20 protein-coding genes are annotated in these 15,848 nt (G+C 63.2%); 8 read left to right on the forward strand and 12 right to left on the reverse strand.

Annotated features, from left to right (window positions below; genetic code table 11):
* The 3 genes from ACGGKE_RS18715 to ACGGKE_RS18725 all read left to right on the forward strand — a co-directional run bounded on the left by ACGGKE_RS18715 (position 1) and on the right by ACGGKE_RS18725 (position 2,026).
* Positions 1-1,212 (forward strand): IS256 family transposase, encoded by a 1,212-nt coding sequence (locus ACGGKE_RS18715; RefSeq protein ID WP_380909150.1) that lies wholly within the window; start codon positions 1-3, stop codon positions 1,210-1,212.
* A 37-nt stretch (positions 1,213-1,249) separates the two neighbouring features.
* Entirely contained in the window at positions 1,250-1,624 is a 375-nt protein-coding gene (locus tag ACGGKE_RS18720) for a PRC-barrel domain-containing protein (RefSeq protein WP_394443481.1), read from the forward strand.
* Between the two features lie 78 nt (positions 1,625-1,702).
* Positions 1,703-2,026, forward strand: coding sequence for a hypothetical protein (locus ACGGKE_RS18725; RefSeq protein WP_394443470.1), 324 nt, complete (start codon positions 1,703-1,705; stop codon positions 2,024-2,026).
* Positions 2,027-2,101: 75 nt separating this feature from the next.
* Here the strand turns inward: ACGGKE_RS18725 and ACGGKE_RS18730 are convergent, their stop codons facing one another.
* Together ACGGKE_RS18730 and ACGGKE_RS18735 are read right to left on the reverse strand one after the other, a co-directional pair.
* The gene (locus tag ACGGKE_RS18730; protein WP_029547632.1) at positions 2,102-2,548 is read right to left on the reverse strand and encodes a globin domain-containing protein; all 447 of its coding nucleotides are present in this window, start codon (positions 2,546-2,548) and stop codon (positions 2,102-2,104) included.
* A gap of 149 nt (positions 2,549-2,697) precedes the next feature.
* The gene (locus ACGGKE_RS18735) at positions 2,698-3,213 is read right to left on the reverse strand and encodes an HWE histidine kinase domain-containing protein (protein ID WP_051125394.1); all 516 of its coding nucleotides are present in this window, start codon (positions 3,211-3,213) and stop codon (positions 2,698-2,700) included.
* A 48-nt stretch (positions 3,214-3,261) separates the two neighbouring features.
* On the opposite strand from ACGGKE_RS18735, the gene ACGGKE_RS18740 reads away from it, so the two are divergent.
* Complete coding sequence (locus tag ACGGKE_RS18740) at positions 3,262-3,813, forward strand: response regulator (protein WP_080572810.1); 552 nt, start codon at positions 3,262-3,264, stop codon at positions 3,811-3,813.
* Here ACGGKE_RS18740 and ACGGKE_RS18745 read toward each other — a convergent pair.
* From ACGGKE_RS18745 to traA, 10 genes are all read right to left on the reverse strand, one after another.
* A complete protein-coding gene (locus ACGGKE_RS18745; RefSeq protein WP_257211714.1) occupies positions 3,810-3,938 on the reverse strand; it encodes a hypothetical protein in 129 nt (42 codons plus the stop codon). The genes ACGGKE_RS18740 and ACGGKE_RS18745 overlap by 4 nt on opposite strands.
* 33 nt (positions 3,939-3,971) lie before the next feature.
* The gene (locus ACGGKE_RS18750) at positions 3,972-4,841 is read right to left on the reverse strand and encodes a GGDEF domain-containing protein (protein ID WP_010337036.1); all 870 of its coding nucleotides are present in this window, start codon (positions 4,839-4,841) and stop codon (positions 3,972-3,974) included.
* Positions 4,842-5,195: 354 nt separating this feature from the next.
* Positions 5,196-5,828: an RNA polymerase sigma factor gene (locus tag ACGGKE_RS18755; RefSeq protein WP_010337037.1), complete on the reverse strand. Its 633-nt coding sequence runs from the start codon at positions 5,826-5,828 to the stop codon at positions 5,196-5,198.
* A 609-nt stretch (positions 5,829-6,437) separates the two neighbouring features.
* Positions 6,438-6,986 carry a hypothetical protein gene (locus ACGGKE_RS18760; protein WP_010337038.1) on the reverse strand — a complete coding sequence of 183 codons (549 nt, stop codon included), beginning with the start codon at positions 6,984-6,986 and terminating at the stop codon, positions 6,438-6,440.
* Between the two features lie 177 nt (positions 6,987-7,163).
* Complete coding sequence (locus ACGGKE_RS18765) at positions 7,164-7,745, reverse strand: DUF4142 domain-containing protein (RefSeq protein WP_010337039.1); 582 nt, start codon at positions 7,743-7,745, stop codon at positions 7,164-7,166.
* A gap of 224 nt (positions 7,746-7,969) precedes the next feature.
* A complete protein-coding gene (locus tag ACGGKE_RS18770) occupies positions 7,970-8,329 on the reverse strand; it encodes a hypothetical protein (protein WP_037525043.1) in 360 nt (119 codons plus the stop codon).
* A gap of 355 nt (positions 8,330-8,684) precedes the next feature.
* A complete protein-coding gene (locus ACGGKE_RS18775; RefSeq protein ID WP_273692298.1) occupies positions 8,685-9,980 on the reverse strand; it encodes a serpin family protein in 1,296 nt (431 codons plus the stop codon).
* Positions 9,981-9,988: 8 nt separating this feature from the next.
* Complete coding sequence (locus tag ACGGKE_RS18780) at positions 9,989-10,258, reverse strand: DUF1971 domain-containing protein (RefSeq protein ID WP_046990358.1); 270 nt, start codon at positions 10,256-10,258, stop codon at positions 9,989-9,991.
* Positions 10,258-10,998 carry a DUF6118 family protein gene (locus ACGGKE_RS18785; RefSeq protein WP_394443477.1) on the reverse strand — a complete coding sequence of 247 codons (741 nt, stop codon included), beginning with the start codon at positions 10,996-10,998 and terminating at the stop codon, positions 10,258-10,260. The genes ACGGKE_RS18780 and ACGGKE_RS18785 overlap by 1 nt, the downstream gene beginning before the upstream one ends.
* 10 nt (positions 10,999-11,008) lie before the next feature.
* On the reverse strand, positions 11,009-13,939 hold the full coding sequence (gene traA / locus ACGGKE_RS18790; protein ID WP_394443479.1) for a Ti-type conjugative transfer relaxase TraA: 2,931 nt from the start codon (positions 13,937-13,939) through the stop codon (positions 11,009-11,011).
* Between the two features lie 175 nt (positions 13,940-14,114).
* Between traA and ACGGKE_RS18795 the strand changes: the two genes are divergently transcribed.
* The 4 genes from ACGGKE_RS18795 to ACGGKE_RS18810 are packed head-to-tail and all read left to right on the forward strand — an operon-like array spanning position 14,115 to position 15,837.
* Positions 14,115-14,543 carry a GFA family protein gene (locus tag ACGGKE_RS18795; protein WP_394443451.1) on the forward strand — a complete coding sequence of 143 codons (429 nt, stop codon included), beginning with the start codon at positions 14,115-14,117 and terminating at the stop codon, positions 14,541-14,543.
* Positions 14,536-14,841, forward strand: coding sequence for a conjugal transfer protein TraD (locus ACGGKE_RS18800; RefSeq protein WP_394443453.1), 306 nt, complete (start codon positions 14,536-14,538; stop codon positions 14,839-14,841). Before ACGGKE_RS18795 ends, ACGGKE_RS18800 begins: the two co-directional genes overlap by 8 nt.
* 37 nt (positions 14,842-14,878) lie before the next feature.
* Positions 14,879-15,112 carry a conjugal transfer protein TraD gene (locus ACGGKE_RS18805; RefSeq protein WP_394443455.1) on the forward strand — a complete coding sequence of 78 codons (234 nt, stop codon included), beginning with the start codon at positions 14,879-14,881 and terminating at the stop codon, positions 15,110-15,112.
* Complete coding sequence (locus tag ACGGKE_RS18810; protein ID WP_394443457.1) at positions 15,109-15,837, forward strand: SIMPL domain-containing protein; 729 nt, start codon at positions 15,109-15,111, stop codon at positions 15,835-15,837. The genes ACGGKE_RS18805 and ACGGKE_RS18810 overlap by 4 nt, the downstream gene beginning before the upstream one ends.
* Positions 15,838-15,848 lie beyond the last annotated feature (11 nt).

The raw sequence follows: 15,848 nt of genomic DNA on the forward strand, positions 1-15,848 counted from the left end.
ATGACCGACGATAGATTACCGCTTGCCGAGCTGATGGCGAAGACCGGAGATGGAGATTTCCTGCGCACGATCGCCGAGAGCGTATTACAGATCATCATGGAGGCCGACGTCGATGGCCTGGTCGGCGCCGGCCGGCACGAGCGTTCCGGCGATCGCACGACCTGGCGCAATGGCTACCGCGACCGCAGCCTCGATACCCGGCTCGGCACGCTCAATCTCAAGATCCCCAAACTGCGGACCGGCGCCTACTTTCCCGGCTTTCTGGAGCCCAGGAAGACCGTCGAGAAGGCGCTGGTCGCGGTGATCCAGGAAGCATGGATCGCCGGCGTCAGCACCCGGCGCGTCGATGAGCTGGTGCAGGCGATGGGCATGACTGGCATCTCCAAGTCCTCGGTATCCAAGCTGTGCAAGGACATCGACGAGCGGGTCCACGCCTTCCTCAAGCGGCCGCTCGCCGGCGACTGGCCCTACCTCTGGCTCGATGCTACCTACCTCAAGGTGCGCGAGGGCGGGCGGATCGTCAGTGTCGCCGCGATAATCGCTGTGGCCGTCAACACCGAGGGCAAGCGCGAGATCGTCGGCCTGCACATCGGTCCTTCCGAAGCCGAGCCGTTCTGGTCGAGCTTCCTCAAGGACCTCGCCCGGCGCGGCCTGACCGGCGTGAAGCTGGTCATCTCCGATGCCCACGAGGGGCTCAAGGCGGCGATTACCCGCGTCATGGGCGCGACCTGGCAGCGCTGCCGCGTCCACTTCATGCGCAACGCCCTGGCCTATGTGCCCAAAGGCCAGAATACCGTCGTTGCCGCTGCCATCCGTCAGGTCTTCCTTCAGCCCGACCATGCCGCTGCGACGCAGGTCTGGCGTCAGGTCGCTGATCAGTTGCGCGCCCGCTGGCCAAAGCTCGGCGTTTGCATGGACGATGCCGAGCACGACGTACTCGCCTACATGACCTTCCCCGAGCAGCACCGGGTCAAGCTCCACAGCACCAACCCGCTGGAACGCCTGAACAAGGAAGTGAAGCGCCGCGCCGATGTGGTCGGCATCTTCCCGAACGAGGACAGCATTATCCGCCTCGTCGGCGCCGTCCTGCTCGAGCAGAATGACGAATACCAGCTCCAGCACCGCTACATGCAGATCGAGGGCATGGCCGCCCTTGCCACCCCAATGATCGAGGAGGCACAGCCGCTACAGATTACACCCAAGGCCGCCTGAAAATGCAGCCCAGTGGCCACACCCGATTTTACACCACATTGACGGACGCGACCACATCGCTACCGATGAAACCAACCGCCTGATCGCCTCCAACAAGGTCGAAGGTACGGCCGTTTACGATCGCAATGGCAACCGACTTGGCTCGGTTTACAACTTCATGGTCGATAAGCGCGCGGGCCGTGTCGAATATGCGGTCATGTCCTTCGGCGGCTTCCTCGGCATCGGCGAGGAATATCATCCGCTGCCTTGGGACCAGCTCACCTATGACACGAACCAGGGCGGCTATGTCGTCGATCTAACAAAAGAACGGCCCGAAGGCGCGCCGCGCTATCGAGCGGGCGAAGAACCTGCTTTCGATCGCACCTATGGCGAGCAGGTCTATGGCTATTACGGCTCGACCTATCCTTTCTGAGACGGGGGACGACGGGAACATCCCGTCGTCCTTCACTTTCGTGATTATGAACGATGATGACGATCCCTCCGGGGTGCCGTGTCCGATTCCCCACATCAGGAAGCGTTGAAAACCTTGGGAGACGCCCTCAAAGCGGGGCCGAAGGCTCTCGCCCGTAGCACTGGTATCGCAGCCCGGACGAACTTTGTGGATCGCCTCGCGACGCTGGCGCACCGACTTGATGTTGGTGGTCATGGCGGGGCGAATGAGGTTTATGAGGCAGCCTCAATCATCGCAAGGATGCAGCGAAACCAGAAACATGTAGATCGCGATGGTTGGTCAGTCGCCGACCATGAGGCCATTGCCGGCCTGAAAGGCATCGAGACCAAGCTTCTCAAACTGGCAAATGACGTCGAACAATGAGCATCTTGGCTACCGCAGCCACGATTCTAGGATCGGCTTCTCACATCCTTTGGGAGGAGCGGCCTGCTGCGGCGATCATGCCGCCTTGGTCTGGTAGAGCTGCGCCTCACGGTTGATAAGGATATCGGCTAGAAACCAATAGGCCTCGCCCCATGCCGTCAATATTTCCTCGGTCGCGGCTTCGCCGAGAATATCGCGGATGGCGGGGAGCAGCGCGTTCGCCACGGTGGGGTAATGCTCGGGCTTGATGTGTGTTTCGACATGACGCGCGGCGATCCGCTCGATCGCCGGTTTCAGCGCGTCGAGCTTATCGACATTCTGCGCGAAGGCGAGGATCGCCGCCGCGAGCCGCTTGGGCTGCGCGCCGGATTCGTGCGCGGCCATGTCGAACAACGCCTTGATCTCCGGATCGACGAACAGGCGCTGGTACATGCGCGTGGTGATCTCCACGCCATGCTGCTGGAGCGCAGGCGCCGTAGCTTTCACCAAAGCCATTGTTTCGGGGGAGAGCGGTTTGGACATACAGACGTGCTCCGGATTTCAGACCCTGACAAAAGAGACGATCAAAGTGACGGGAGGGATCCAGTCGGACAAGGAGCGTGGGCCGAAGAGACAGGCATGCGCGATGAACCCAAGGCTTAGCGGCGGGGATGACCCGTATCCGGATTCGATCATAGCTCGACCGCGGCCAGAGGGGCGAGCAAGGTCCACACGACGCCCGAGACGGGAAATTCCAACTCGGCACGGCCGCGCAAGCTGCGGCTTGCGGCCGTGCATATCAGCCGCGATCCAAAGCCCCGCCGCTCGGGCCTGACGACTGGCGGGCCGCCATGTTCGGCCCATTGCATCCAAAGCTCGGCCTCGATGCCCGATCCCAGCACTTTCCACGTCAGCTCGATAGTGCCTGTTTCGTTGGACAGCGCACCATATTTGATCGCGTTCGTCGCCAGCTCGTGAAAGGCGAGGGTCAACGTCATCGCCGCCTTGGGGCCGATCGTGACCGTGGGGCCATCAAGGCGAAGCCGCTCCGCGTAGAGGGTGAAGTGCGCCAGTGCATTCTCGGCCAGCGCCGGGAGGGGCGCGGTCTCCCAATTATGGGATAGAAGCTGCTCGGTCGCGCTACCCAGCGCCGCCAATCGCTCGTCAATGGTCGATCGGGCGTCTTCGATCGAATCGGCCGCCTGCAAGCTCTGGCTGACAAGAGAACGAACGATAGTGAGAATGTTCCTGAACCGATGCTCAAGCTCACGAATCCGGGTTTCAGTATCGACCATAACTCTACGCGCCCCCTACCCGGCTATTTAGATCAATCGATCGCCCAAGACGAACATTTTGCATGTCCGCGTGGAGCGCAGAGCCAGACGGCGCGTTGCTGCGCTGGTCGGTGGAACGGCTGCGTAAATGCTTGGTGCGACATGACTACACGAGACGGGATCAGCGGCCTTCGTGTGCTGGTTGTTGAAGATGATTACTGGGTCGCGGCCACGCTGGTTGAGATAATATCCGACGCCGGCGCAGAAGTCGTCGGCCCTGTCGATTGCGTGCGGGACGCCCTCTCGGCGCTGGACTCGTCGCCTCATGTTGCCAGCCTCGATGTGCAACTTGGCTCCGAAACCTCATTCCCGATCGCGGACGAACTGAATCGGCGCGGCGTGCCCTTCATCTTCGCCACGGGCGCGGCCAGCATGATCCCGGCTGTCCACGCCTCACGCCCGACCTGCCACAAGCCCACGTCGCGCGAGCTTCTGATCGGAGCGCTCTGCCGCGCGCTCGATGCTGCCTGCTAAGCTTGATCGCCATCGGTTTCGGCGCGCACCGCCGCGTATATAGCGAGCGCGTTGGCGAACTCATCGATACTGGCGATGCTGGCTCTGTCCATCGGCGTGCCGATCACCGCGAAAGCTTCGCCCATCGCTCTGATGAGTCCTGTCGGGCTGCTCGCTCGTCATGTGGCCTCCATTACCCGGAGCCGGGACGGAACAGGAGCGTCCCGGCCTCGACCGGTCGTTGCGCAGCCGATCTCCACGGCGTTCTTCCCGGCGCGCTTGACCGCGTACATGAGCTGATCGACCGCGTGCATCAACGAGGGCTCGTCGCGCGGGGTATCAGGCTGAATCAGCAGCGCGCCCATGCTGCACGTTACTGGATGAGGCGTGCCGGCTAGAACCGATGACAGGCGCTTGTGGAGCACGCGGGCGAAATACACCCCTTCCTGGGCCGAATGAACGGGAAGCAGAAAAGCGAACTCGTCGCCGCCGATCCGCCCGAAATCATCCTCCCACCGGACGATCCCCCGCGCGCCCTGCGCAAAGGCGCGCAGCACCTCATCGCCGGCAACATGGCCGTGGCGGTTGTTGATGCCCTTGAAGTCGTCGAGATCAAGGATCGCGAGCAGGAAGGATTGCCGGGCAGGCACCGCTAGATCGAGACGATGGACCACGCGCTCGCGGAACGTCTCCTTGTTGAGCGCATCGGTCATGCGGTCGCGCGCCGCCAAGTGGTGCTCTCGGTCGAAAGACCGGCGGAAGCTGAGAACAATGGCGGCGACGATAACATAGGTGACGGCACGCACGGCCATCCTTGCCCCTAGCAGGGCGGGAGAGAGCCTGGGCAGCTCGGCGACATGCGGCACGACGGCGAGGACGGCCGCGACGATCGCCACCAAATAGCCAGCGCGGCTTCCTAGCGCCCAGCAGGCGGCGCAGACGATCGGAATATAGAGCGGCGCGAGACCTATTCGGGGAAAATGTGCGTCCGCCAGCGCCAGCGCCGTGACGCTGAGGAGAATCGCGAACCAGGCGCGTTCGCGCGGCAAGGAATGAAGATGATCGGCGAGGCGGCCGACAGGCAGATGGCTATTCACGCATGTCCTACTCGGTCAAAAGGTTCTCCAAGCTCATTCCCGCCCCAAGTGTTCCTGTGCAGCCGGCGGCACGCCCCATTTCGGAGACGTGCCGGCCACTGAACCGGGTGTTGGAAACCTGAAACACGTCAGGCGCGGACGCCTTTGGCCGGGTGGCTTGGACATGCGCGCCCGCCACCCGGTCGATGAAGCTCGACCGGCTCGTGTTTCAGGAGGTTTCCACGCCTCCACCCGCGTCTCCGCAGGTGCGCGCACGCTACCGGCAAACTGTTAAGAAAAGCAACAAGCCAACCGGCACACCGGGGTTCAGCCGATCTTGACGCCCCGCCAGTCCCGCTTTTTCCGCAGGCGGACGGGCAGCTTGGCCTCTGGCGAGGGTGTATCGCGGCCAGTCCTGTCGGCCAGCAGCGGCGTTGATCGCTCATCGATCAGGGCGCGCAGCCGGGTCCGCCCGCGAGCGACACGGCTCTTGAACGTTCCTGTAGCAATGCCGAGCTGCGCCGCTCCGTCCTCGACGGACACGCCCTGGCTCGCCAACAGCACCGCCTCGCGCTGGTGGGGCGGGAGTTCGCTGAGCGCCCAATCCGTATCGCGCAGCCAGATGGCAAGACTCTGGGTCTCGCCCACGTTCAGCATCCGGTCGCGCGCATCCTCGGGCAGATCGGCATGGAAACGCGCGCGGCGGCGACCGGTGAGGAAACTGTTCTTCATTATGGTCCGAGCCCAAGCGGCGAGGCTCGTTCCGGCCGCGAAGCTGGCGCGCGCGGCCCAACAGCGCAGCATGGTGTCCTGCAAGAGATCGTCGGCATCGGCACCGCCTCCGGTCAGCCGCCGGGCATAGGCGCTGAGCGCGGCCGCCTGTGCAATCAGCGCAGCTCCAAAGTCATCGTCGGGCATGGCGATCGGTGACGGAACGCGGGCAGGCGCGGTGGGCGGCATCTCATTCTCCGGGCAGGCTTCTCCTGCCCTCAAGTGATATAGGCCGCGCAAGCCGCCGATGTTGCCGGGCCGACCTCTTCGCACCCCGCTTCGTCCCGTCTCGGTCGATCAGGGCTGCATCCGTGCTATAGGAGGGCATAGCGTGAATAGTACGCCAGACAACGCTAGGGGCGAACAATCAACGAACATTTATGCGGCGCAGCTATCTTTTGGCAGGTTGAGCGTCTTACGTTCTGCAGACGCTGCAACTTTATCCCATAGAAAGTTACCTGAGAAGGCAATGTGGCGACCGGTGCCTATCGCGCCAAGGCGACAACCGTCGATGCTCTTGCTGACACTCTCTATGGTTCCGGCCTGTGTCCTGCGATCCGTGAAGAGACATTGTTGTGCGCTACTGCGACAAGGGCAGTCCGCTCATTGTGCAATGATAGAGTATCAAGCTGGACCTGACGGTAGTGTAAGCAAGAAAGTTCAACGATAGACTATATTGTATAACGTAGTTATACTGGCGTTCGATACCCTACAATGCCACAACATCTCCCAGGTTCGATTGGAGCAAGAGGTAGGTCAGGGCCGTCGCGATCTTGACAACGAACCCCGCCCCATTCATTAGAAGTGGAAGACTACGCCGCCCATGGGCCGCAGACTGTCAAAATCGTAGGTTTCCATCTGAAGGCGAATGCGAATGCCGCTATTACCGGTTACGCCGCCCAGACCGATATCCTTGGGTCCAACTTCGACGCCCACGCCATACACCCAGTCCTTTTGGTCGCTGTAGGCGCGCTTGCCATTAACCCACTGATATCCGGCAGAGGCAAACACCATTCCGCTCTCGCCGGCCCGCGCACCAATGCGGCCACGAACGCCATATTCCCAATCGATGTCGTTGAAGCCCTTGCTGGCGTTACCCTCCGCACCAACAAATACCGGACCCAAGGGAATGTTGACGCCTGCAATCCCGCTGATGAGCGCGCCGTTCATGCTACCGCCACGCGGCGAGCCGAATTCGCTATCTTTGTCGAAGGTGTGATACCCGCCAAGGACGCCAACATAAGGCTCGATGCCAAATGCATCAGTGCCGTCGGGAGCGGTCTCCTGTGCAGACGCAAGCGTAGGAACAAAGCAGCAGACAGCGGCAGCAAGGATCAAATTCTTCATGTATCTCTCTTCAAATTTGTTCGTACCGAAACTGTCGGTAAGTGACCTGCTAACCCCGAACGTCAAAGAGAGTTTCGACAAGTAACAACAAAATGGCAGAAGTGACAAAAATGCCACTTCTGCCATGATGGTGATCAAGCGAGAAGACCGTATTTCAGGTGTCCCGCATTGCTTAGGTCAGCGCGAGGCAACTGCCGCCGGCGTCAGCCCCTTGACCACGGTATAGCCGCTTTCGATCGTCGGCACTGCAAGGGTAGCAACCTGCTTCAGAGCCGGATCGCTGCCCTCCAGAGCGTAGCCCTTCTGCAGTGCCCACATCGACGGAGCTTCATCTGCCATCTGCGTCAGATAAAGATTGTCGAAATCGTCCTTGCTCTTCTTGAGCAAATCAATTGACGCAGCACGCTGCGACGAGAGAGCTAGCGTAGGCTTGGCGATTTTTCGATCCTTGTTGGAGAGGGCGGCAAAAAGCGAGTCCCGCTGTTTCTTTGCTTGATCATAGTCTGCCTTCGCGTAGGCCTTCACATCGGCACGCTCAGCCTTGCGCAGCGCAAGCTGCGAAGCTGCAATACGATAGTTGAGAGCATCAGCACTCAGCTTGACGTAGTCGGAAGCCGAGACCTGACGTTGGGGCTGGATCGAGAACACCGTGGTGGTTTCACCTGCGACGTTGGTCTGCGCGACGCCCGACATGGTCTGGGCATAGGCGACGGGGGACAGAAGGGCGGCAGCCAGAGCAGTGCCGATAAGATAGCGCATTGCATTCTCCACAAAGTTTGGTGAACGCATTACGCTGCTGCGCCGCTCTCGTTCCCGCCATTGATGAAGAAGGAAGGTCTGCAGAGAGTGCGTCAGTCATCCTTCGGCCAAATTTTCCCACGCCTTGAATAGCTTATTGTTCACAATATTATTGCCTCAAACAAAAAAATGGAGATCATATGAGCGCTTTGGAGGGCATAGCGTCGGGGGTGCGCCAGACAATGCTAAGGGCGAATAATCGGTGAATGTATAGAGGTTGAGATCAGACACCCATCTTGAGCCCGCCCTTCCTCTTCTCCCATGGTGTAGAGTTTGCGCATATGTCCGGTGTCGAACAAGGGCGCATCAGCGTTCGGGGCGGCTTCATCGATTGCGCATATGGAGAGCCGGATTTTACGCTCCTGCGCAAAGCTGCGTAGATCATCGATGATCGTCCTGTCCGCTTCGCCCAGCACGGTGGAAAGCGCACGCGACACAAGGCTCAAAGTGCGCGGTTTCGACACCTTGAACTTCGGCGCAAGTCGGCCATTATAGAGGATGTAGATCGCCCCTTGCGAACCGTCTGTCGGCGCATCGACCATCATGTCGCGTGGCAACAGGAAGAAGCCGCTGATCGTGCCGCCATCGACGTGAAGTTGAGGACATAGCGTGGAAGGTACGCCAAACAACGCTAAGGACGAACAATCAGCGAACGCTTAGACTGCGCGGCTATCCGGGGGTAGATTGAGAGCCTTGCGGCCAGCGTCTCGGATGGCAGTCATGAGAGCGTACGTTTTTGCCCATCCTCTCACCGCCCCCCAGGATGCACGAACACGCCAAGGCGGGCACGGACGCGCTCAACGCCGCACCGGCCAAGGCCGCGCCAATTACTCGCGACAGCGGCACTATCATGCCAGGAGGCTACGCCGTCGCGGCTGAACGGCACATGGCCCTGTGCGCCTATGGAATCGCGGTCGGATCGGCGATGCGCCCGAAAAACAGCACCGCGCCGCTCTTTCGGTCGCGCAGAGTGGCAAGGAAAGGACGATCGACCACCATCTCCGGCACCTGGGGCTCTATCCGCGCACTGGTCACGACGATTTTCACCGCGGTTGCCGCCGCTGCCTCGGTGCCTTCCTCATCGACGCGCAGGAAGGTCGCGTGCGCCACGTCATTGATCGCCAGACGCACGCCGGAGACGATGCCGGACAGGTCCGCACGCTGCTGATCGAAGGCGCTTGGCATCCCCGCTGCGATCAGCGCTGCCTTGACGCTCTTGTCGAACCGCGCTTCGAAGCGGGGCAGAATGATCCGCATCTCGCGCGCCTGCTCCGCTGCCAGATCGAAGCGATCATTGCCGCCCTGCTCGCCGGCGAAGAAATCGCCCCCCTTCATCTCGCGCTCCCAACGGCGCAGGACCGCCGTGTCGCGCGGCAGGAAAATTTCCATCACGAAGCTGCCATCGCCGGCATAAGGCAGGGCGATCGCCTGTCCCTCATGGGTCTCGCGATAGTCGAACCGGCCTATCCGCTTCATCATCGTGATCGGAATGCGCGTGCCGTCGCCACGCGTGAAGGTCCGCGTTTCCGTCTCCTCGAACGGCACCTGCCACTTTGCCTTGAAGTAAAGAGCGTTGGTCAACACAGCGGCGGTGTCATCCCTGAAGCCGCTCGGAGAGACGATCTCCGAAATCCTGCCCTTCGTCTCGCGCGAGACCCAGCCATTGATCCGTGCGGCCGCTCCGGTGGGATCACCGGCATAATCGACCGTTTCCGGAGCCGCCCCGAAGCCGGAACGCGCCTCGGCGACATACTCGTCCCGGATCGGCAATCCCTTTGCCAGCCATAGCGCGTTCGCGATGCCGAGCGTGATATCGGCATCGCCGGTATCGCTGAGCTGGGCATTATAGGCTCTGATAGGCACGGCCGCATTCGGGACCGAAGGCCAGTCCAGAACGCGCCCGATCTCGTCGCGTGTGCCCCCTCGCGCACCGAGGTAAGCAAGCCCCAGGCCCTGTGACAGGCTGACCGGGGAGACGAACAGATTGGCGTTTGCATCGGCCGTCGCTGCCAAGTGCGGGTAGACCTTGGCGGTCATCAACGCCGCGCCATAAGTCAGCGCCCAAGGCGTGATCTCGCCGCTTCGCTCCGACTGCCCGGAGGGAGACGGGCCAAAATTGGGTGCCGGAGCGCTTGTCACGCAGCCACCAAGCGCCAGGCTCACGAGAAACGGGAATGACAAGGCTGCTTTACGCATGGCTCTTCCTAGAGGCTTGGCCGCTGATCGTAGAAATCGACCTGCATCCGCATGGCTCCGAGCGGTTCCACGAAATGCGGTTGTTCCGGTAGAACCAGCCCTGGCCGATCAGGTGTAAGGATCACCTCGGAGGCAGGGTCGAGATAGGTGAGCTTCAATCTCCCTTCGATGACCCGGATCACGCCCCAAACACCGGCCTTGGTGCGATGCTCGGAGCGCAAGGCAGTGGGCAATGTGGCCTCATCGAATATGGGCGTCGAGCGGTAGGGAATCGTCATTACCTCTTCACTCCCACCTGGACCGTGCATCGCACCGGCTGATCCGCCTTCCTTGCGGCTTGCCGGCATCCTTCGATCTTTTCACGATTGTCGCGCAGCAACCTGTCGGCCGCGACGATCGCCTCCCAGCTTGGCTGCGACGCACTCGCCATCAGATGCTGCCCGGCATCCCACGGCGTCGCTTCGGCAAGAACCCGCGTCGCCATGCGTTCGGGCCATTGCCAGCTCGTCGGCACGATCTCGCGCGCCACCAGACCGGGCAAGAAGGACCATAGTAGGATGCCGATAAGCAACCCGCCCAGCCCGAACCATAGTTGACGGTCCTTCTGATCCCGCGCTGTCAGCGCCGATTGAACGACGCTGCGCAGCTCGCGCCCCTGTTGCTTCATCTCGTCGGTGGCAGTTGCAAGCGCGGCATGGTCGGCGCTGCGAAGGTCGGCCGCCGCTCGATTGATCTGAGCCGCGACCTGCGCCGGCGTCATCGCCAGCGCCGGCGACTTCACGATGGCCGTCGTAACCTGGTCCAGGCGTCCGTTGATGCCGTCCAACCCATGGACGACATGCCCCAGCGTCTCCGAATAATCCGGCACGTCGATGCTGGCGCGCTCAGTCGCCAGTCCCTCGATGGCGCGGCGCATCAACGCCAGCTCGCCGCGCTGCTGCTCGACTGCAACACGCACCTGCTCGAACGCCTCCGCCGCCGCGTCGCCGCCCTCCTCCAATTGCTCGTCGTCGGCCATTCTCTCTCCCTTACCGGCTCATCCCTCGGTCACGGCCGATTTCCAGCGAGCGGGTCAGCTCCTGCTCGATTGCGCGATCCCGGCGCATTTCCAGCCCCAGCTCGGGCGCGCGGCGACGCAGCACCGATTCAAGCTCCGGATCGCGGTGCAGCGTTCCGGCCACGCTCTCCATCTTCTTGCCCGTGCGCTCTGCGCCGGCGCGGTCGCCGCTGCGCACAAGCTCGGCCCGCTCGCGCGCCATACTCTGCCAGCGCTCCACGAACCGATCGGCGCGACGCTCGGGATTGATGCGCACCCGGCCTTCCTCTGCCATCGCCCGTGCCGCCCCACCGGGCTTGCCCTCGGCTGCCTCGCGCACCAGCGCCGGATTTCGCTCGAACGCGGAAGCGAGGTCGCGCGCGCCGTGGGGCCGTACTTTGTCGAGCGCGTCGCCGGCCTTCGCCAGGGCCGCCTGCTGGTGCGGGAGCACCGGCAAGCCCTTGTCGCGCATCCGGTCCATATCGGCCTGCGCGCGCGCATAGCGCTCGATCGCCTTGGCCTGGTTGGGCGCGGTCGATCCTCGCTCGGGAGCAGTGTTAATCGGCCCCTCTTTGCCGTCGCGTCCTGCCAGCTCGGGCGATGCCGGTTTCGGCCTGAAGCCGGCGAACATGCCCTTCGCCTTAGCCTGCACCTGCCTGACCATCTCCCGCGCGCGTTCCGGGAACCGGATCTCGCGCCGATCGGCGAACGCGCGGGCCTGGTCTTGCTCGGGCCTCGCATAGTCGCCCGCCATGTCCTTGGCGCGCTCGCGCGACAGCGTGCGGGTGAGTTGGCGCTGATCGGCGAAGTCGTCGCGGCCATAATGGAGCTGCATCCCGTCGCGATGCCGCGACAGACCGACATAGGCGCTGTGCCGGTCCATCCCCGGCGTCGCCAGCACATGCGCCTGATCGACCGTCACCCCCTGTGATTTGTGGAAGGTCGCGGCATAGCCGTGATCGACATGGGCATAGTCCTTGAGATCGAACGCAATCTGCCGGCCATCGTCGAGCTTCACCGCCATGCTGTCGGGGCTGACTCGCTCGACCTCGCCCAACGTGCCGTTCTTCACGCCAAGACCGCGCTCGTTCTTGAGGAACATGATGCGGTCGCCGGACGCGAACTCGCGCGCGCCCCGCTCGGCCGACACGCCCACGTCCGCGCCCAGCTCGCCGGCGTCGCGTAGCCGATCTCGCGCCGCCAGGTTCAGATCGCGGACCTCGGCATTGGTGTGGGTGAGGATGATCCGGGTCTGATCCGGATCGGTGCGGCGCTGTGCATCCCAGGTGTCGATCAGCTCGGCGCGTGCAGCCTCGCGCGTGTCGGCCGCCTGGACCATGCCATGCGCCTCATAGGCATGGACAGCCTCGCCGGTACGACCCGTGGCGAGAGCCTTAGTGGCGTCGCGTTGCCAATCCTCGCGCTGCCGGCGTATCTCGGTGATCTCGGCTGCCCCGTGCCTCTCAGCCAGTGCACGGAACGCCGCCCCCGCCTCGATCGCCTGCAACTGCTCGGGATCGCCGACGAGCACCACCTTGGCACCGGCATCGCGCACGGCGGACAGCACCCGCTCCATCTGCCGCGAGCCGATCATGCCCGCCTCATCCACCACCAGCACGTCACGCGGCCCAAGCTGCTCGCGCCCCTGCCCCCATGCGTGCTCGAGACTGGCGATCGTCCTCGAGGCGATGCCCGAGCCCCCTACTAGATTCTCAGCCGCGATCCCCGACAGCGCCGCGCCGCGCACGGTATAGCCCTCGCGCTCCCACGCTTCGCGCGCGACGCCGAGCATCGCCGACTTGCCGGTCCCGGCATAGCCCACAACGATGGCAAGATCGCCGCTCCTCCTTATATGCTCCAGAGCGGCCTGCTGATCCCCACCGAGTGTCAGGCCGCCACTCCCGGCGGTGTTCAACCCCCTTGATAGCGATGCCGCCGGGAGACCATGTCCGGAACGCTCCGCAAGCTGATCGCCAGCGCGTTCCAACCGCTGCTCGACCGCGATCATCTCGCGGCTCGTGAACCGCTCCTGGCCCTTCCCGTCCTGCCCCAGCGCCACCAGCTCGGGTGACGCCTTCACCGCCGCCAATGCGCTGTCGAACTGCTCCTTACCGTCGCTGTGGCGGTGGACGAACATCGCAAGATCGCGGGTGGTGAACGTGGCCTGCTGCCGCATGATCGCGTCCAGCGCAATCTCCGGCCTGGCGATGATCTTCGCGCCATTCTCGCGCGCGATGCGCAGATGATCGTCGGCGCGCTCGGCATCCTCGCCGCGATCCAAACGCCGCGATCCCGCCGGCCCAATCTTGTGCTGCGGCTCAAGCTCGATGCCCTGCGCCGCCAACGTCCGATGGTCGATCCGCGCGTCTATATCCAGCTCCGCCAGGCGCTCATTGACATGATCCGCCCACGCCTCGCGCCACTCCTGCAACAGCGCCGTGCTGTTCCAGTCGCGCACCTTCGCGCCGAACCCCTCCGGCCCAACTTCGCGCATCGACAACATGACATGGACATGGGGTTTTGGTTGCCCGTCCTTACCCATGTCCCAATGCACATTGAGGTCCGCGACCATGCCGCGTTCGACGAACTGCTTTTCGACGAAATCGCGCGCTAGGCTGACGCCCTCTTTCTGGTCCAGCTCGTGCGGAATCGAGAACTCGACCTCGCGAGCAAGCTGCGCATCCTTGCGCTTCTCACCGGCTTCGACCTCGTTCCACAAGGTTGTGCGATCGTTTAAACGCTCCGGCGCGCCTTCAGGTAGCATGATTTCCGAATGGACGACGCCGGCCTTGTTCGAGAAATCATGATCGCGCCCTAGCCGGTCATCGTGCAGCTCGGATGCCGAACGATAGGCGGCCGATGCAACGGCGCTCGATCCGTTGGCGCGGCTGATGACCTTGGCCGAGAAATGGTAGATTGCCATGACGACTGCTATACTGCCTTTCTAAGCGCACGTCGGCAACGACGTATAAGCGCGCACTCACACTCTCCGCCGTTCGCGTGATTGACTTCGCCGCAATTCTTGTTCGGCACGGTTCCTCGTATCCACGATTGTGCTACGCTGCGATGCCAGCTCACGGGTGATAGGGGAGTAAAGAGTGGAAGAGCGCGAGCAAGAACTTAAAGGCGGCTGCCTGTGCGGTGCCATGCGCTACGTCCTGCACGCTGCACCCCGCGTTCACTATTGCCACTGCTCGATGTGTCGGCGCTCGACCGGCAGCGCCTTCGCCGTGCACGCTTGGGTGCGCTGGGACGATGTGGGCTGGCACGGCGATACGCAAATATCCTACCGCTCGTCGCCGATCGCGCGCCGGTCCTTCTGCGGGCAATGCGGCTCGCCGCTGACGCTGCATTATGACAAATCGAGCGGCATGGACACAGAGGAAGTCGCCTTCCATGCCGGCACGCTCGATCACCCCGAACGCGTCACGCCTGCCTATCACTACGGCGTCGAAGCCCGTTTGCCCTGGGCGGACTGCGGTGCCGGTCTGCCCGAACAGGAAACGGAGGAAAGTTGGGATGCGTAAGGTCCGCGATTACGATGCCGAGTTGAAGGCGCTGAACGACAAGGCGCGTGCGCTCAAGGCGCGCAAGGTGGAACAGTTCGGGCAGCTTGTCGTCGCCACGGGGGCCAATGCGCTCGACGCTGAAACGCTCGCCGGCGTGCTGCTCAGCGTCGTGGAATCCACCAACACGGAAGAAAGGGAGGCGTGGCGGGCGAAGGGGGCCGCTTTCTTTCAGCGGCGCGGGCGCAAAACTGGCGGCGCTGCTCAAGGCAACAGCGACAGCGGAGCAGCGCAATCTGGCGGCGAAACGGCGCGCTGAATCCGCCCTTGCGCGATCCGACAATCGGAGCTGGGTCGTGGCCCGACGCGAACGCACCCGCCATTTGATCGAGCTGGGTGGCCTCGTCCAGAAGGCCGGCCTCGTCGATCTCACCGGTGACGATCGCGCCACCCTTTACGGCGCGCTGCTCGAACTGGCCGCGCGCGCGAAAGATGACGACGCCGGCGATGTGCTGGCCCTGTGGCGACGACGCGGCAAGCGGGCGTTCGACGCGGAAGCTCAAGAAGATCAGACGAGAGGAACAGGATGAAGCGATTGTTGATGGTATCGGGGCTGATCGCGCTCGCCGGCTGCACGCCCGCCGCGCCCGACCCGCGCGGCTTGGAAGAGGATGAAACCTTCCTCACCGTGACCGGATCGGGACGAGCCGAAGCCACGCCCGACCAGGCGCTGTTCACGGCGGGCCTGTCGAGCATCGCCACGACGGCTGAAGCCGCCAGCGCCCGCAACGCCGAAACGATGCAGCAGATTACCGCTGCGCTCGCCAAGCTCGACATTCCCGCGCGCGATATCCAGACGCGCAACCTGTCGGTGAACCGGATCACCTGGGGCGACAACCGGGGCAAGTACGAGGCCGCCAATACCGTTGCGGTGCGGGTCCGCAACACCGATCGGGTGGGGCAGGCCGTCGCGGCGGTGACGACCGCCGGCGCCAACATCGTATCCGGCCCCAACCTCTCGGTCGCCGATCCCGAAAAGGCCAACCTCGGGGCCTATGATCTTGCCTACAAGGCCGCCCGCGCCAAGGCGGACGCCTATGCCAAGGCCGCCGGCCTCCGCATCACACGCGTCCTTGCGATCCACGACGGCGGCCAGGGCGGCTACATGCCGCCGATGGCGGAGATGGACGCCCGCATGGCCGGACCGCCTCCGATTGTCGCGCCACCACCTCCTGAACAAGCGCCCCCGGTGATGGCGGGAACGAACGCCGGCATCGTGACGGTGCGGGTGGATTTCGCGCTGGACGCGGATTGAGGGAGGACAGC

This window comes from Sphingobium naphthae (assembly GCF_043589935.1).
Lineage (GTDB): Bacteria > Pseudomonadota > Alphaproteobacteria > Sphingomonadales > Sphingomonadaceae > Sphingobium > Sphingobium naphthae_A.